Raw genomic sequence first — 15,814 nt, 5'->3', positions numbered from 1 at the left:
TTTCACGCGCCGCTGCGCTTCCAGCTTCACACCGAATTCAAACCAAAGAATCTAGAGGGGAATCCAGGCATGAATCGACTCACTAAAGTGGCAGGTGCGGTAATGATGGCGATGGCGGCGGGCGCAAGCCTGTCCGTGCAGGCGGCCGATGTGGTGAAGGTGGGTTTCCTGACCACCCTGAGCGGCCCGGCCAGTGCGCCCGGCGTGGATGAGCGCGAAGGCTTCATGCTGGCCATGAAGATGCTGGGCAACAAGCTCGGCGGCGTGCCCGCCGAAGTCATCGTGGTCGATGACCAGTTCAGCCCCGATGCCGCCAAGCAGGGCGCGGACCGCCTCATCAAGCGCGAGAAGGTCGATATCCTGAGCGGCTTCGTCTATTCCAACATCCTGCTGGCCGTGGCTCCGGCGGCCTTCGCCAGCAAGACCGTGGTGGTCAGCGCCAATGCCGGTCCGGCGCAACTGGCCGGTGCAGGCTGTAATCCGTATTTCTTCAGCGCCAGCTACCAGAACGACGCCACCCATGAAGCGGCCGGCAAGCTGATGGCCGACAAGGGCTACCAGCGCGTGGCCATCATCGCCCCCAACTATCCGGCGGGCAAGGATGCCTCGGCGGGCTTCAAGCGTTTCCTCAAGAAAGACCCTGCGGTCGAACTTTTCCCCAAGCTGGGCCAGCTCGATTTCGCGACTGAGATCGCGCAGTTGCGTGCAGCCAATATCGATGCCCTGTATTTCTTCCTGCCGGGCGGCATGGGCGTGAACTTCGTCAAGCAATACGCGGCCGCCGGCATGGACCCCAAGATCGTGCGCGTGATGCCCGCCTATGACGCGGACCAGCAGATGCTCTCCAATGGAGACCTGATCGCCGGCGTGGCCAACACCGGCCAGTGGTCGGCCGATCTGCCCAATGAACAGAACCGCGCTTTCGTGGCGGCCTACGTCAAGGAATACGGCCATCAGCCTTCGATGTTCGCCTCCCAGGCGTATGACGCAGCCATGCTCATCGACAGCGCCGTCAAGGCCATCGGCGGCAAGGTCGAGAATCGCGAGGCGCTCATTGCAGCCATCAAGGCGGCCAACTTCAAGTCGGTGCGCGGGGGCTTCAAGTTCGCGGCCAATCACTTCCCGATCCAGAATCAGTATGCACGCGTGGTGACCAAGGGTGCCGACGGCAAGTACGTCAACAACATGACGCAGACACTGCTGCCCGATCACGTCGACGCCTATGTCGGTCAATGCAAGATGCCTTGAGGACGGTGCACCTTGGGTAATCTGATCTTCGAGCAGGTGCTCAACAGCCTGCAGTTCGGCGTCATGCTGTTCCTGATCGCCTCGGGATTGACGCTGATCTTTGGCGTGATGAACTTCGTGAACCTGGCGCACGGCAGCTTCTTCATGATCGGCGCCTACGTGGCGGCGGTGGTGGCCGGGGCCAGCGGTTCCTTCTGGCTGGGCCTGCTGGTGGCCCTGCCGGCCACGGCAGCGTTGGGCTTCCTGCTGGAGTGGCTGGTGTTCCGGCGGCTCTACAAGAAGGACCACATGGTGCACGTGCTGGCCACCTTCGCCTTCATCCTGATCTTCAACGATGGCGTGCGCATGATCTGGGGACCGCAGCCCCTGCCGCTGAACATGCCGCCGGCCTTCGCCGGGCCGGTCAATCTGTTCGGGCTGCCGTATTCCAGTTATCGCCTGCTGGTCATGGCGGTGGGCGTGGTGGTGGCCGTGGCGCTGTACTTCCTCATCAACCGCACGCGCATCGGCATGTGGGTGCGTGCCGGCGCCAACAACCTGGAAATGGTCACGGCCATGGGCATCAACATCCGCCTGCTGTTCCGGCTGGTGTTCAGCTTCGGGCTGCTGCTGGCGGCGCTGGCGGGCATCATGCTCGGCCCGCTGGTGGCGGTGCAGGCCGGCATGGGCGACGACGTGCTGATCCTGGCCTTCGTGGTGGTGGTCATCGGCGGCATCGGCTCGGTGCCGGGCGCGGCCATCGGTGCGCTCATCGTGGGCGTGGTCGATACGCTGGGGCGCAGTTTGCTGCCGCAGCTCTTCGCGCTCTTCCTCAGTGCCGATGCGGCCGCCTCGGTCGGTCCGGCGCTGGGCTCGATGATGATCTACCTGGTGATGATCGCGGTGCTGTTCTGGCGCCCCAGCGGTCTGTTCCCTGCCCGTACCTGAGGAATCCCATGCAACGTCTGTTCGTTCCCCTGCTGCTCGTCCTGGCGGTGCTGCTGCCGCTGCTGGCGCAGGCCAGCGGGATGGAGTACTACATCGGCGTGGTCACCCGCATCCTGATCTTTGCGATGGTGGCGGCCAGCCTCAATTTCATTCTTGGTTACGGCGGCATGGTCAGTTTTGGTCATGCGGTGTTCTTCGGGCTGGGCGCGTATGTCACGGCCATCGCCAGTTTCCATGGCGTGACCAGTGCCTGGCTGATCTGGCTGCTGGCTGCGCTGGTGACGGGACTGGTCGGCCTGGTGATCGGGGTGATCGCACTGCGCACGCGGGCGGTGTATTTCATCATGATCACCATGGCGCTGGCGCAATTGTTCTACTACTTCTTCGTCGGCTTCCGGTATTACGGCGGCGACGATGGCCTGCAGGTGACGGCGCGTCCGCTGCTGGGCTTCGGTCTCGACATGAGCGGCGACAACGCCTTCTACTGGGTCGTGCTGGCCTGGCTGGTGGCCAGCTTCGTGCTGCTGCAGCGGCTGCTGGCCTCGCGCTTCGGGCTGGCCTTGAATGCCATCCGGCAGAACGAGCGCCGCGCCCAGGCCATCGGCTATCCGGCGCTGCGCTACAAGCTGGCGGCCTTCGTGATCGCCGCCGTCATCGCGGGACTGGCTGGCAGCCTCATCGGCATGAGCAATCTCTTTGCCAGCCCCAAGCTGCTGCACTGGTCGCAGTCCGGCATCCTGCTGGTGATGGTGGCGCTGGGCGGGGTCGGGTATTTCTACGGCGGCCTGCTCGGCGCAGCGGCCTTCCTGTTGCTGGAGGAAGTGCTGTCCACCCATTTCGAATACTGGCAGATCTATGTCGGCCTGATCCTCTTGCTGGTGGTGATGGTGGCGCCGCGCGGCGTGAGCTCGTTGGCCACCATCGGCAAGACACTCAAGCAGGGAGAGCAGCATGGGGCGTGAACAGGCAGCGGTGGCCCTCTCGGTCAAGGGCCTGAAGAAAAACTACGGCGGCCTGGCGGCCACGCGCGACGTCGACCTGGAGATTGCAGCGGGCCACGTGCACGCCATCATCGGTCCCAATGGCGCGGGCAAGACGACCTTGCTGTCCTTGCTCTCCGGGGCGCTGGCAGCCGATGCGGGCGAGGTCCACCTGTTCGGCCAGCCCATGCATGGCCACGCGGAACAGGCGCGGGTGGCGGCCGGGCTGGTGCGTTCGTTCCAGATCACCAGCGTCTTCGATGAACTGAGCGTGCTGGAGAACCTGCAGGTGGCCGTGCAGCGCGGGCAGCATCGCAGCTATGGCTTCTTCCATGCCAGCGCGAGTGATCGCGCCGCACGCGAAGCGGCCATGACGGTGGCGCGCCGGGTCGGATTGGAGAAGGTCGTGCATCAGTTGTCGTCGCAGCTTTCACATGGTGCGCGGCGCCGGCTGGATGTGGGCCTGGCCATCGCCTGCGGTCCGCGCGTGCTGTTGATGGATGAACCGATGGCCGGCATGGGCCATGAGGAATCCGGCGACATGATCGCGCTGATCCAGTCCCTCAAGGAGGAGCTGACGGTGGTGCTGGTGGAACATGACATGGAGGCCGTCTTCGCCCTCGCCGACCGCATGACGGTGCTGGTACAGGGGGCGGTGCTGGCCACCGGCAGCGTGGACGAGATCCGCGCCAATGCCGAGGTCAAGCTGGCCTACCTGGGCGAGGAGGAAACGCAATGAGTGCTTTGCTGGAAGTGGAAGGCCTGACCGGCGGCTATGGTGCGAGCCAGGTGCTGTTCGGGATCGACATGCAGGTCAGGGAAGGCGAAGTGGTAACCCTGCTGGGCCGCAATGGCATGGGCAAGACCACCACGCTGCGCACCATCCTCGGATTGAATCGCCCGACCGGCGGCGTGGTGCGCTTTCGTGGCGAAGCCATCCACAGCGCCAGTGCCGATGCGATTGCCCGGCGCGGCATCGCCATCGTGCCGGAGGGGCGGCAGATTTTCAAAAACCTGAGCGTGGAAGAAAATCTGTCTGCCTTCGCGGCGCGCCGCAACGGCCGCGACAATCCGTGGACGCTGGAAAAGATTTATCAACAGTTCCCGCGCCTCAAGGAGCGCCGCCACAATGGCGGCGGCCAGCTCTCCGGCGGCGAGCAGCAGATGCTGGCCATCGGCCGGGCGCTGATGACCAATCCGCATCTGCTGATCCTGGATGAAGCCACCGAAGGGCTGGCGCCGCTGGTGCGGGAAGAAATCTGGACTTGCCTGAAAGCCTTGCGCGAATATGGGCTGACCATCATCGTCATCGACAAGTACATCAAGCGTCTGATCGGCTTTGCCGACCAGCACACCATCCTCGAAAAGGGCAAGGTGGTCTGGCAGGGTGATTCGGCACAGCTGTCGGTGCAGACGGAATTGTGGGATCAGTATCTGAGCGTGTGAGGTGCTTGTTGCGCGGATATTGATCATTAACGCAGGTTTAATGCTGTGGCAAACAGCATTAAGGAAAACTGAATGCTCCCCAATCAAGTCAAGACGGACGCTCGCCGCGTTCTTTGCCCCATCGCCGAGTGCGAAGCGGGCTACAACCTCAAGGCCGCCTTTCCGGATTTTCCGCAGGTGCTGCAGCAGTGGCAGCAGGCGACGGCCGCCATTGCCACTACCTTGCTGACCGAGTCCGACATCGCCTATGGTGATGCACCGCTTCAGCGCTTCGATTTCTATCGTGCGCAAGGGGCGCAGCGGCCTTTGCTGGTGTTCATCCACGGTGGTTACTGGCAGGGCGGCGACAAGCGTGACATCGGCTTCATCGCCGCGCCTTACGTCAAGGCGGGCATCAGCGTGGCGGTGATCAATTATTCGCTGGCCCCGCAGGCAGGCATCGAGTACATGGTGGCAGAGGTACAGGCGTTGCTTGCCACCATTGCGCAGCAGGCGGATCGCCTGGGCATCGATGTGAATCGTGTCTCGCTGATGGGGCATTCGGCGGGCGGCCATCTGGCGGCCTTCGTGGCCGCGCAGGCGAGTGCCTTGCCGGTGCAGGCCGTCTTTGCCATCAGTGGCGTGTTCGATCTGGTGCCGTTGATCCCGACTTCGCTCAACAAGGCACTGACGCTGGACGAGCAGCGTGCGGATGCGCTCTCACCGGTGCTGCAGGCCGGGCCCACTGGCACGCGCATGCATACCATCATCGGCGAATTGGAGACCGCGCAATTCCATCTGCAGGCGGCCGTGATGGCCAACTGCTGGCCGCAGGTGGTGGCGCATCATGTGGTGCCGCAGACGCATCACTACACGGTGCTGTTCCCGCTGGCTGATGGAGACACTCCGGTGTGCCGTGCGGTGATTGCGGAGATCGGTGATGCAGGCCGCCGCTGAGGACGACCTGCAGGGAGGCGTGGGGCTCAGGAAACGGCCGAGGAAGACAGCATGCGCTCCACATAGCGCGCAATCAGGTCAATCTCCAGATTGACCTTGCTGCCCGCCTTCAGATGCTTGAGCGTGGTCACTTCCACCGTATGCGGAATCAGGTTGATCGAGAAGCGGCAGGCATCGGCCAGGTCTTCCACGCGGTTGACCGTCAGCGACACGCCATTGACCACGATCGATCCCTTGTAAGCCAGGTACTTGCCCAGCGCCTTGGGGGCATCGACGATCAGCTCGCGCGATTCACCCACGGGCTCGAAGGAATGCACCTGTCCCAGGCCATCGACGTGGCCGGAGACCAGGTGGCCGCCCAGGCGCTCGGCCAGGGTCAGGGCCTTTTCCAGATTGACTTCGCCAGGGGCGTCCAGCCCGGCCGTCAGGCGCAGGCTTTCCCGCGAGACATCGACGGTGAAGCCGCTGGCGGTCTTCTCCACTACGGTCATGCAGGCACCATTGAGCGCAATCGAATCGCCCAGGCCGACATCGGCCATGGGCAGGCTGCCCGCATCGATGGTCAGGCGCACACCGGCGTCAGGGCCGGCTGCCAGGGGGGTGACGGAGGTGATGGTGCCGACGGCGGCAACGATTCCTGTAAACATGATTCAGTCCTGATACAAAAAATCTGAAAGAAAAAGCAAAAACGCTTACGCGAAACGGGCAAGGATACGCAAATCCGGCCCGACCTGCTTGACCTCGTGGAAGTGGATGCCGATCTTGCCCGACAGGTCTTCCAGCGGCGGCAGTTCGAACATGTTGCGGCCATCGCCGATCAGGGCCGGGGCCAGGTAGACCAGCAGTTCATCCACGCAGCCTGCGCGGATCAGCGCGCCATTGAGCTTGGCGCCGGCTTCCACGTGCAATTCATTGATCTGGCGCTGGCCCAGTTCACGCACCAGGCCCGGCAGGTCCACCTTGCCTTCGGCGTTGTCCAGCAGGATGACTTCGGCCCCCTCGGCTTCCAGCGCGGCGCGCTTTTCGCGGTCATCGGTGGCGGTGAAGACCCAGGTATTGCCGCCCTGGATCACGCGCGCTTCGGGCGAGACGATCAGCTTGCTGTCGACCACGATGCGGCGCGGCTGGCGCGGGGTGTCGATGGCACGCACGGTGAGTTGCGCATCGTCCTTCTGGATGGTGCCGATGCCGGCCATGATGGCGCAGGCGCGGGCGCGCCAGATGTGGCCGTCGTCGCGCGCGGCCTGGCTGGTGATCCACTGGCTCACGCCATTGTGCAGGGCGGTTTTGCCATCCAGGCTGGCGGCGCTCTTCATGCGTACCCACGGACGTCCGGTGCGCATGCGATGCAGGAAGCCGATGTTGATCTCGCGCGCCTCTTCCTCCAGCAGTCCGCAGGCGACCTCGATGCCGGCTGCCTGCAGGCGGGCCAGTCCCTGTCCGGCCACCAGCGGGTTGGGGTCGGCGATGGCGGCGACCACGCGCGCCACGCCGGCGCGCACCAGCGCATCGGCACAGGGCGGGGTGCGGCCGAAATGGCTGCAGGGTTCCAGCGTGACGTAGACGGTGGCACCGCGCACCTCGTGTCCGCGCGCGGCGGCATCGGCCATGGCCTGGATTTCGGCGTGGTTGCCGCCGGGCGGCTGGGTGAAGCCGGCACCGATGATGCGCCGGTCCTTGACGATGACGCAGCCCACGCGCGGATTGGGGGTGGTGTCGAGCATGCCGAAGCCGGCTTGCAGCAAGGCCAGGGCCATGGCTTGCTGGTCATTCTCGATGTCGAACAGGTAGAGCGGATCTGCAGTGGAAGTCATGGTGTGCTAACACGAAATAGGCGGCAAGGCCTGCCAGGGGCGAGGCCGGATGCCCGTCAATATACACGGCTTTGCCGGATCGCCCGCAAGGCCGGCGGCACCGGCGATCTACTCGGGCGCGGCCAGGCTGCACTGGCTATCGAGGATGGGATTGCAGATCCGTACCCGCCCCAGGAAGTTGATCACCACCGCACGCGAATTCACGCCGCTGCTGAAGTACCAGCTGCCGCGCGTGACCGGCTGGCCGTCCGGCTGGTAGGCCACCAGTTCGCCGCCGGTGGTGTAGGCCACGGCGATGCCGACCTCCAGAGCGCGATGATGGGCGACCACTTGTTGTCCGACCCGGATCTCCCAGCCGCTCTGCCAGTCGCGGCCATCGCGCGGACGCATCTCGGCGCGGCGGCCGGCGCGCAGGGCTTCGGAGCGGGTCAGTTGCACGCCGTGGAAGAAATCGCTGCCGGCCGCCGCCAGCTGGTGTTCGGTGGAGAGCTGTTGCAGCGCCGGGATGCCGGCGGCCAGCACCAGGGCCGCGATCAGCAACACCACCATGAGTTCGATGAGCGAGAATCCGGTTGCGCGCATGAGGTCACCAGCACTCCTTGCCGTCGGCGCGGCGATTGCCCCGGTTGTCGGCTTGCAGCACGCCGCATTGGGCATCTTCATGGGCGGTGTTGACGCCGCTGCCGCCCGGCGTGGCGATGACCAGCACGCAGCTGGCCAGATCCTCATCCTCGCAGGCGCGTGCCGACAGGGCATAGGCGCTGGTTTGCGGTGTGGCCCCGGAATACCACTTGAACCCCTGGGCCGCGCTGCCCGGCTGGAAGGGCCGGTAGCGATGCTGGTAGGCGTAGTGCCGTTCCTGTTGCAGCAGCACGTGGAGGATGGCCGCGCGTCCTTCGGCGCGGCTGGCTTTCTTGACGATGTGAAGGTAACCGTTCCAGCCGAGCCCGGCCAGCAGGATCACGATGGCCAGGCTGACCAGGATTTCCAGCAGTGTGAAGCCATTTGCCGGAGCGGGAGAGGAGCGCAAGGGAGGGTACATGGTCATTCCGTCAAGGGAAGATAGAGAGGACGCCAGGCCCGCAGCGGGCAACTGGCGGGCACGCTGGCGGGCCGGGCGGGCAACTGCACCAGCGCCTGCAGCGCCACGATGGCACCCTGCCGGCCGTAGCCGACGGCGCTGAGGCGATAGAGGGTGGGAGCCTCTTCGTCGCCGGGGAGCTTGCCTGTGCTCTTGTCGGACTTCGGCGCCAGACGTTCGATCAGATAACGCGGCGTCGCCACGCCGGGCAGGGCGCGATAGCGCCGTCCGGTGAACTGGCCGTAGGTGGCCGAGAGGGCGTCGGGCCCATGCAGTTGTGCAGGCTCCCAGCCGGCGCGGTCGTGTTGGCCCACGCACAGGCCGGCACCGGCGGCATCGCTGCGGCAGGCGCGCCTGGCAGTGAATTGCCCGGGATCGATCTGGCGGTGGTAGCGCAGGTCGTCGCAGGCATCTTCCAGCGCGGCCTGGGCGGCCAGCCTGGCCTGGGCACGTTCGCGATGGTTGCGCGCGCCGCGTTCCTCCAGCAGGAGCAGTGAGGTGGTGGCCGCACCCAGCAACAGGATCACGCTCAGCAGCATGAGCGTGATCATCAGCGTGGCACCGCCCTGGCGCGGGTGACATGGTGGCCTCTTCATTTCCCGGCCTCCGCCATGGACAGGTTGCGCAGCATGACGCTGCCTTGAAAGACCGCACGCCGCCGCTGCTCCTGCCCGGTCTCGGTGACGCGCCACGCCGGATCGCTGGGTCGGCCGGGGAGGAACAGGTCGTAGCTGCGGGTTTCACTGCCCGGCGCGGCCGGCCGTCGCTGTACGCCGCGCACCAGCAGCGCGATGCGCACCAGGATCACCCGGCCCCAGGCCTCGCCCGGCATGGCCGAGGCATCCAGCCAGCGATCTGGACGGCCATCGCCATCGCTGTCGATGGCATAGCGCAATTGCATGGCTTCCACGCCACGGGCGATGGCGTCCGAGGTCCAGTTGCCGTTTTTGCCCTGGTAGCGGCAGCGCAGCTCGGGCTCGTCGCCGGTGCCGGGTGCGATGTAGTAGATGACCCAGTGGCGCGCGGCTTCTTCCGGCTTGCCCACCGGAGCTTGCGCGCCGCTGCAGTGGCTGATTTCGGCATGGCTGCCGCGCGGGGCACCGAAGAAACCGAGCATGAGGAGATCGCTGTGGTTGACGCCGTCACCGGTACTGCTGCCGAACAGTCCGGCGGCGGGATCGAGGGCGTCGGCCTGGCGGCTGTCATCCAGCCCGCGCAGGCCCGGCAGCAGGGCGGGCGAGCTGCCGTCGGGCAGGCTTTCCAGCGGCAGATGGCCGGCTTGGCGCAACACTTGTTGCAGGTGATCCAGGGCCACGCGGCCGGTTTCCTCGACGCGGCCGGCATCGTCCATCTCCTGGTACGCCTCACGCGCCTGCTGCAGCAGCGTACCAGCCACCAGCACCACCAGGAGGCCGATGGCCAGCGCAATCATCAGTTCGACCAGGGTCAGTCCGGTCTCATGCAGACGCATCGCGCGCGCCGGGAAGAGGGGCCGGGCCGGCATCGTCAGCGGCCCAGGTTCAGGCTCACCAGCGGCGCGGCGGCAACGGCCATCCCCTTGGCCGCGCCGGGGCGATGCCAGGCCATCTTCAGGACGGCAGGGCTGCTTTCGAGGCCGTCGCAGCGCCAGTCTTCGGGGGGCGGGCGCGGGCCGTCACGGCAGACGGTGACGCGCGCTTGCGGGAAATCGCGGACCAGCCGGCCGCTCCAGTCCGCCAGGCTGGCCCGGGCGAAATCGGCCGGGCTGCAGGCACTCTGTTCGCAATCGGCATGGGCCGTGAACGGCTTGCCCGCCGCGAGGGAAAACAACAGGGGATCGGCGACGCCAGCGCTGGCCGGCAAGGCTGCGCGCAATTCGGCCAGTTCCTGCGCCAGCAGGGTGGCACGGGCGTGCAGGCTGCTGTCCTGGCTGCTGCGCAGCGCGTGCAGTTGCAGCATGGCGATGGCCAGCGCACCGGTGCCGATGACCAGCATGGCCACCAGCACCTCCATCATCGAGAAACCTGGGGAGCGACCGCGCATGGGAAATCCTGGAAAGGAAAGCCCGCGAGTCTAGGGAAAAAGAAAATGCCGCTCCAGCAAAACCCCGAATCAGTGCGCTGCTATCGAAAACTTCAGAAGGAAGAGCCCGGTTGCTTGAGGAAGTCGACTTCTTCCGGCGTGCTCTCGCGCGCCAGGATGCGGTTGCGGTGGGGGAAGCGTCCGAAGCGCGCGATCACGGCATGGTGTCGTCGCGCATAGTCGGCATAGCCGTCAAAGGTCGCCTTGTCTTCCGCGCTGGCCGCCTTGGCCAGTGCGCCCATGAGCTGCACCACGTACTCCTGGTCGTCGAGGTCTTCGGCGTGTTCCAGCGGCAGGTAGAGGAACACCCGGGCCAGCGGCGGCAACTCTGCATCCAGGCCCATGGCCAGCGCCAGATGGCTGCACTGGCGTGCCAGTTCATCGTGGGCGAAGGCCTGGGCGGTGTCGCGGTAGATGTTGCGCGGCATCTGGTCCAGCAACAGGATCAGGGCCAGCATGCTGCGCGGGGATTCGGTCCAGTCATCGAGCTGGTTGGCGGCCGCCTGCTGCACCAGAGGGGCGAAGCGGGTGCGGCATTCGGCGTCGATGTCGGGGTTCTTGCTCCACCAGAGTTTCTTCTGGCGTTCGGCCACCTGATGCGCGGGGAGCTGCTCCCAATCGGGGCCGAACCAGAAGTCCAGTATCGCGTCGACGCCGGCGTGCGGGCTCATTCGGCCAGCACCGTGATCTGCACGTCGCCCAGGGTGACTTTCTGGCCGACGGTGATCTTGCAGGTCTTGCGGGTTTCCAGCTTGCCGTCGACCTTGACCTGGCCGTCGGCCACCAGTTGCTTGCCGGCACCGCCGCTGTCGCACAGGCCGCAGAGTTTGAGCAGCTGGTTCAGTTCGACGTAGGGATGGCCCTGCAGCGGGAAGGTGATCTTTTGCATGTGCTTTCTTTCGGAAACCCCGGCCGCAACAGGCGGCACGGGGGACCGGTACGGTACGCCCGGCGCGGCCATTTGTCCAGCCGCCCCGACGTTCAGGTGGCGCTTGCCAGCGTCTGCTGCGCCTTGTCCAGCCAGGTGGAGAGGCTGTCGGTCAGGTCCTTCTGGCTGAAGGAACAGCTTTCTTCGGTGAAGAGGCTGCCCGCTTCCAGCCGGCCCAGGAGGTCTTCGGCGACCTGGCGATAGCGCGGCGGCAGGGCGGTCATGACCTCTTCCTGGGCCCGCCAGGTACTGCACAGGCTGGCGATATTGCCTTGGCCGGTGCGCAGGGCATTCAATGATGCACGCATGAAATGCAGTCGGGAAGCGGCAGGATGGCTCATCGAAGCTTCCCGTCTCAGGCGCGCGCAGCGATGACGAACAGCGCAATCACGCTCAGGTAGCCGATGATCCACACCGCCGAACGGGCCGAGGGCTTGTCCGTCAGGTACAGCACCGTGTAGAGGATGCGGGCGGCGATGAAGACCAGCGCGGCGCTATCGATCTGTCCCTGCGCTGCGCCCACTTGCTGCGCCACCAGCACGGCGGCAGCGAAGAAGGGGAAGGCTTCGAAGTGGTTGCGGTGCGCATAGTCGGCGCGGCGGCGCACGCCGGTCTGCTTGTCCAGCCAGGCGCGCGGTTCGGCATTGTCGAAGTCGCGCCGGCCATACTTGGCCACGGCGATGGTGAACACCGGCATCAGGCCGGCAATCAGGATGCACCAGTAGGATAGGGTCATGCAGGAGGTCTCCTCGTTGTGATGTCAGTTGTCAGTGAATCAAAGTTCCTTGGCAGCGAAGGTGTTGCAGGCGCTGACCTTGCCTTCGGAAATGCCGCGCTTGAACCAGGTCACGCGCTGCGCCGAGCTGCCATGGGTGAAGGAATCCGGTACGACCACGCCGCGCGCCTGGCGTTGCAGGGCATCGTCGCCGATGGCCGAGGCGGCATTCAAGGCATCCTCGATATCGCCTTCTTCGAGGATGTGACGCGCCTGGTTGGCGTGATAGGCCCAGACTCCGGCGAAGCAGTCCGCCTGCAGTTCCAGCCGCACCGACATGGCATTGGCCTGCTTTTCGGTGGCATTGCGGCGGGCAGCATCGACCTTGTCGGAGATGCCCATCAAGTGTTGCACGTGGTGTCCGACTTCATGCGCGATCACATAGGCCTGCGCGAAATTGCCGGACACCTTGAAGCGCTGCTTCATCAGTTCATAAAACGACAGGTCGATATACACCTTCTGGTCGCCGGGGCAGTAGAAGGGGCCGGTGGCGGTCTGGCCGGTACCGCAGGCGGTCGGCGTGCTGCCGGAAAACAGCACCAGCTTGGGCCGCACATATTGCTTGCCGTTGTTGGCGAAGATCTGGCCCCAGGTATCTTCGGTATCGGCCAGGACGGTCGAGACGAAGCGCGCCATCTGGTCATTGGGCGAAGGCTTGTGGGCCGGTGCCTGCTGTTGCACCGGCGCAGGCGAGCCGCCGCCGGAGAGCAGGTTGAGCATGGTCAGCGGGTTGATGCCCAGGAAGTAGGAGGCCACCAGCGCCACCGCGACCGTGCCCAGCCCGATGGAGCGCCCGCCGAAGCCAAAACCGCCACCCCCGCCGCCACCCTCGCCACGGCGGTCTTCCACGTTGTCGCTTTCGCGATTGCCTTCCCATTTCATGATGTGTTCTCCGGTGCTGCAGTCTGCAATGGCGCGATTGTAATGGATGGCATGGGCCGCGGCATGTCGGGCGTTGTCTGACCGTGTGAGGTTGCTCTGTCCGATTCCGCCGGATGAGCTGGCGGTGTAGGTTGAGGCAGCAGGAGGGTGACAAAGCGGGGAGCGGCTTGGCGCTGTCGGCAATCGATGCCACACTGTTCCCGGCAGCCTGCATTCCTAACGCTCACAACGACAACAGTACAGGAGACGACATGATCATCTGGCTCATTCTTCTCATCGCCGGCGCGCTGGCCCTCATGATGATGCGCGCCAGCGCCTGGGTCTGGCTGGTCGCTGAAGCGGTCCTGATCTGGCTGGGCGCGCGCCTGGCCGATATCGAATTGCCGGTGCTGGTGCTGCTGGCCATCCTTTTCTTCACGCCCACGCTGCTGGTGGCGATCAAGTCCGTCCGACAGTCGCTGATGACACGCCCGGCGCTGGACCTGTTCCGCAAGATCGCCCCGCGCATGTCCGCCACCGAACGCGATGCCATCGAGGCCGGTACCGTCTGGTGGGATGCCGAACTGTTCTCCGGCAAGCCGGACTGGAAGCGCCTCTTCGACCTGCCCGCGCCGCGCCTGACGCCGGAAGAGCAGAGCTTCCTCGACAACGAGGTCGAGCAATTGTGCGCCATGGTCAGCGACTGGGACACCAGCGTGAAGACCCAGGACCTGCCGCCCGACGCCTGGCAGTTCATCAAGGACAAGGGTTTCCTGGGCATGATCATTCCGCGTCAATACGGCGGCAAGCAGTTCTCGGCCTACATGCATTCGCAGGTGGTGATGAAACTGGGCTCGCGCAGTTCGGCCGCCGCCATCGCGGTGATGGTGCCCAATTCGCTGGGCCCGGCCGAATTGCTGCTGCATTACGGCACCGACGCCCAGAAAAATCATTACCTGCCGCGCCTGGCGCAGGGGCTGGAGATTCCCTGCTTTGCGCTGACCAGTCCCTATGCGGGTTCGGATGCGGCCGCCATTCCCGATGTGGGCATCGTCTGCAAGGGCGAGCATGAGGGCCGCGAGACGCTGGGCTTTCGCGTCACCTGGAGCAAGCGCTACATCACCCTGGCACCGATTGCCACCGTGCTGGGCCTGGCCTTCCGCGTGCGCGATCCGGATGGCCTGCTGGGCAGCGATGCCGAACCCGGCATCACCTGCGCCCTGATCCCGACCGACCATCCGGGCGTGATCACCGGACGCCGTCACTGGCCGCTCAATGCCGTCTTCCAGAACGGGCCGACCGAGGGGCGCGATGTCTTCATTCCGATGGAATGGGTGATCGGCGGTGCCGGGCAGGTCGGACGCGGCTGGCGCATGCTCATGGAATGTTTGGCGGCAGGGCGGGCGATTTCGCTGCCGTCCTCCAGCGTCGGTTTTTCCAAGCTGGCCGTGCGTGGCACCAGCGCCTACACGGCCATGCGACGCCAGTTCAAGATCGAGATCGGCAAGTTCGAAGGCGTGCAGGAGGCCCTGGCGCGCATGGGCGGGCATCTCTACATGATGGATGCCACGCGCCGCTTGTCGGCGCTGGCGGTGGATGCCGGCGAGAAGCCTTCGGTCATCTCGGCCATCTCCAAGTATCACGTCACCGAGCGCGGGCGCATGGTGGTCAATGACGGCATGGACGTCATCGGCGGCAAAGGCATCTGCATGGGGCCGGGCAACTTCCTGGCGCGCGCGTATCAGCAGGTGCCTATCGCCATTACGGTGGAAGGGGCCAATATCCTGACGCGCTGCCTCATCATCTTTGGCCAGGGCGCGATCCGCTGCCATCCCTACGTCCTGCAGGAACTGGCCACCGCCGCCGACGAGGACCGCGAGCGCGCCGTGCAGGAATTCGACCGCCTGCTCTTCGGGCATCTCTCCTTCGTGGCTGCCAATGCCGCGCGCAGCTTCGTGGGCGGCATCAGCCGGGGCTGGCTGCTGCCCTCGTCCAGCCATGCCGCACGTGCCACGCGGGGCTATTTCCGTGCGGTGGTGCATCTGTCGTCGGCCTTTGCGCTGCTCACCGATGTGAGCATGGGCGTGCTGGGCGGAACGCTCAAATTCCGCGAACGGATATCGGCACGGCTGGGGGATGTGGTTTCGCAGCTTTATCTGGTGTCGGCGGTACTGAAGCGGTTCGAGGATGACGGCCGGCAGGAAGAAGACCTGCCCTATGTGGACTGGTCGGTGCAGGATGCCTTGCATCGCGCCCAGGAAGCCATCATCGATGTCTTGCACAACTTCCCCAATCCGTTCATCGCGGTACTGCTGCGGGTGCTGATCTTCCCGCTGGGCCTGCCGTATCGCAAGCCTTCCGATGTGCTCGGCACGAGCGTGGCCCAGGCCATGCAGACCCCGGGTGAGAGCCGCAACCGCCTGGTGGCCGGTGCCTACCTGCCGCGCGAGGGCGATCCGCTGGCCTGCGGCGAGAAAGCCTTCGTGCTCGCGCCGGTGGTGCAGCAACTGGAGCATCGCCTCAAGTCCGACATCAAGGAAGGCAAGCTGCCGCCGATGCCGCAGAGCCTGCTGGAAGTTCCGGCCTGGAGTGCGCTGGCGCTGGAACGCCAGCTGATCTCGCAGCAGGAGAAGGAAGCGGTCGATGCCTTTGCCCACTATGGCGACCAGAGCGTGCAGGTCGATGACTTCGGCGCAGATTTCGACCGTGCGGAGATCGTGGCGCAGCAGCGTTCATAAGGAGATGAAGGTTTGCGTT

The 15,814-nt window shown here is 65.2% G+C and carries 19 protein-coding genes; 7 read left to right on the top strand and 12 right to left on the bottom strand.

Annotated features, from left to right (window positions below; genetic code table 11):
* Positions 1-69 precede the first annotated feature (69 nt).
* The 6 genes from J2X56_RS10505 to J2X56_RS10480 all read left to right on the top strand — a co-directional run bounded on the left by J2X56_RS10505 (position 70) and on the right by J2X56_RS10480 (position 5,537).
* Positions 70-1,248, top strand: a complete 1,179-nt coding sequence (locus J2X56_RS10505; RefSeq protein ID WP_209567466.1) for an ABC transporter substrate-binding protein — start codon at positions 70-72, stop codon at positions 1,246-1,248.
* Between the two features lie 12 nt (positions 1,249-1,260).
* A complete protein-coding gene (locus J2X56_RS10500; protein ID WP_034335816.1) occupies positions 1,261-2,175 on the top strand; it encodes a branched-chain amino acid ABC transporter permease in 915 nt (304 codons plus the stop codon).
* Positions 2,176-2,183: 8 nt separating this feature from the next.
* Positions 2,184-3,137 (top strand): branched-chain amino acid ABC transporter permease, encoded by a 954-nt coding sequence (locus tag J2X56_RS10495; RefSeq protein WP_121043433.1) that lies wholly within the window; start codon positions 2,184-2,186, stop codon positions 3,135-3,137.
* Entirely contained in the window at positions 3,127-3,894 is a 768-nt protein-coding gene (locus J2X56_RS10490; protein ID WP_310160080.1) for an ABC transporter ATP-binding protein, read from the top strand. The genes J2X56_RS10495 and J2X56_RS10490 overlap by 11 nt, the downstream gene beginning before the upstream one ends.
* Positions 3,891-4,601, top strand: coding sequence for an ABC transporter ATP-binding protein (locus J2X56_RS10485; RefSeq protein ID WP_134223149.1), 711 nt, complete (start codon positions 3,891-3,893; stop codon positions 4,599-4,601). The genes J2X56_RS10490 and J2X56_RS10485 overlap by 4 nt, the downstream gene beginning before the upstream one ends.
* Positions 4,602-4,673: 72 nt before the next feature.
* Positions 4,674-5,537 (top strand): alpha/beta hydrolase, encoded by an 864-nt coding sequence (locus J2X56_RS10480; protein WP_310160076.1) that lies wholly within the window; start codon positions 4,674-4,676, stop codon positions 5,535-5,537.
* Positions 5,538-5,563: 26 nt separating this feature from the next.
* On the opposite strand, the gene J2X56_RS10475 is transcribed toward J2X56_RS10480, so the two are convergent.
* The 12 genes from J2X56_RS10475 to J2X56_RS10420 all read right to left on the bottom strand — a co-directional run bounded on the left by J2X56_RS10475 (position 5,564) and on the right by J2X56_RS10420 (position 13,078).
* Positions 5,564-6,184, bottom strand: coding sequence for a riboflavin synthase (locus tag J2X56_RS10475; RefSeq protein WP_310160074.1), 621 nt, complete (start codon positions 6,182-6,184; stop codon positions 5,564-5,566).
* A 45-nt stretch (positions 6,185-6,229) separates the two neighbouring features.
* Complete coding sequence (ribD, locus tag J2X56_RS10470) at positions 6,230-7,351, bottom strand: bifunctional diaminohydroxyphosphoribosylaminopyrimidine deaminase/5-amino-6-(5-phosphoribosylamino)uracil reductase RibD (RefSeq protein WP_209534187.1); 1,122 nt, start codon at positions 7,349-7,351, stop codon at positions 6,230-6,232.
* Positions 7,352-7,459: 108 nt separating this feature from the next.
* A complete protein-coding gene (locus J2X56_RS10465) occupies positions 7,460-7,933 on the bottom strand; it encodes a GspH/FimT family pseudopilin (protein ID WP_310160069.1) in 474 nt (157 codons plus the stop codon).
* Between the two features lie 4 nt (positions 7,934-7,937).
* The gene (locus J2X56_RS10460; RefSeq protein ID WP_310160066.1) at positions 7,938-8,393 is read right to left on the bottom strand and encodes a type IV pilin protein; all 456 of its coding nucleotides are present in this window, start codon (positions 8,391-8,393) and stop codon (positions 7,938-7,940) included.
* A gap of 2 nt (positions 8,394-8,395) precedes the next feature.
* A complete protein-coding gene (locus J2X56_RS10455; protein WP_310160062.1) occupies positions 8,396-9,028 on the bottom strand; it encodes a pilus assembly protein in 633 nt (210 codons plus the stop codon).
* Positions 9,025-9,903, bottom strand: a complete 879-nt coding sequence (locus J2X56_RS10450; RefSeq protein WP_310160059.1) for a PilW family protein — start codon at positions 9,901-9,903, stop codon at positions 9,025-9,027. The genes J2X56_RS10455 and J2X56_RS10450 overlap by 4 nt, the downstream gene beginning before the upstream one ends.
* A gap of 35 nt (positions 9,904-9,938) precedes the next feature.
* On the bottom strand, positions 9,939-10,454 hold the full coding sequence (gene pilV / locus J2X56_RS10445; RefSeq protein WP_252695562.1) for a type IV pilus modification protein PilV: 516 nt from the start codon (positions 10,452-10,454) through the stop codon (positions 9,939-9,941).
* 92 nt (positions 10,455-10,546) lie between these two features.
* Positions 10,547-11,164, bottom strand: coding sequence for a DUF924 family protein (locus J2X56_RS10440; protein WP_310160054.1), 618 nt, complete (start codon positions 11,162-11,164; stop codon positions 10,547-10,549).
* A complete protein-coding gene (locus J2X56_RS10435) occupies positions 11,161-11,382 on the bottom strand; it encodes an RNA-binding S4 domain-containing protein (RefSeq protein WP_034335781.1) in 222 nt (73 codons plus the stop codon). The genes J2X56_RS10440 and J2X56_RS10435 overlap by 4 nt, the downstream gene beginning before the upstream one ends.
* Before the next feature lie 92 nt (positions 11,383-11,474).
* A complete protein-coding gene (locus J2X56_RS10430) occupies positions 11,475-11,762 on the bottom strand; it encodes a hypothetical protein (RefSeq protein ID WP_310160051.1) in 288 nt (95 codons plus the stop codon).
* A gap of 14 nt (positions 11,763-11,776) precedes the next feature.
* Positions 11,777-12,157, bottom strand: a complete 381-nt coding sequence (locus J2X56_RS10425; RefSeq protein ID WP_039784256.1) for an MAPEG family protein — start codon at positions 12,155-12,157, stop codon at positions 11,777-11,779.
* 39 nt (positions 12,158-12,196) lie between these two features.
* Positions 12,197-13,078 (bottom strand): neutral zinc metallopeptidase, encoded by an 882-nt coding sequence (locus J2X56_RS10420; protein ID WP_121043397.1) that lies wholly within the window; start codon positions 13,076-13,078, stop codon positions 12,197-12,199.
* Positions 13,079-13,329: 251 nt separating this feature from the next.
* Here J2X56_RS10420 and J2X56_RS10415 point away from each other — a divergent pair, with 251 nt between their 5' ends.
* On the top strand, positions 13,330-15,795 hold the full coding sequence (locus tag J2X56_RS10415; protein ID WP_310160044.1) for an acyl-CoA dehydrogenase: 2,466 nt from the start codon (positions 13,330-13,332) through the stop codon (positions 15,793-15,795).
* The last annotated feature ends 19 nt before the right edge of the window (positions 15,796-15,814 follow it).

The sequence above is a fragment of the Herbaspirillum sp. 1173 genome, assembly GCF_031455335.1.
Classification (GTDB): domain Bacteria; phylum Pseudomonadota; class Gammaproteobacteria; order Burkholderiales; family Burkholderiaceae_D; genus Herbaspirillum; species Herbaspirillum huttiense.
The sequence above is the reverse complement of the archived record's forward strand: the minus strand, read 5'-3'. Positions and strand labels throughout refer to the sequence as shown.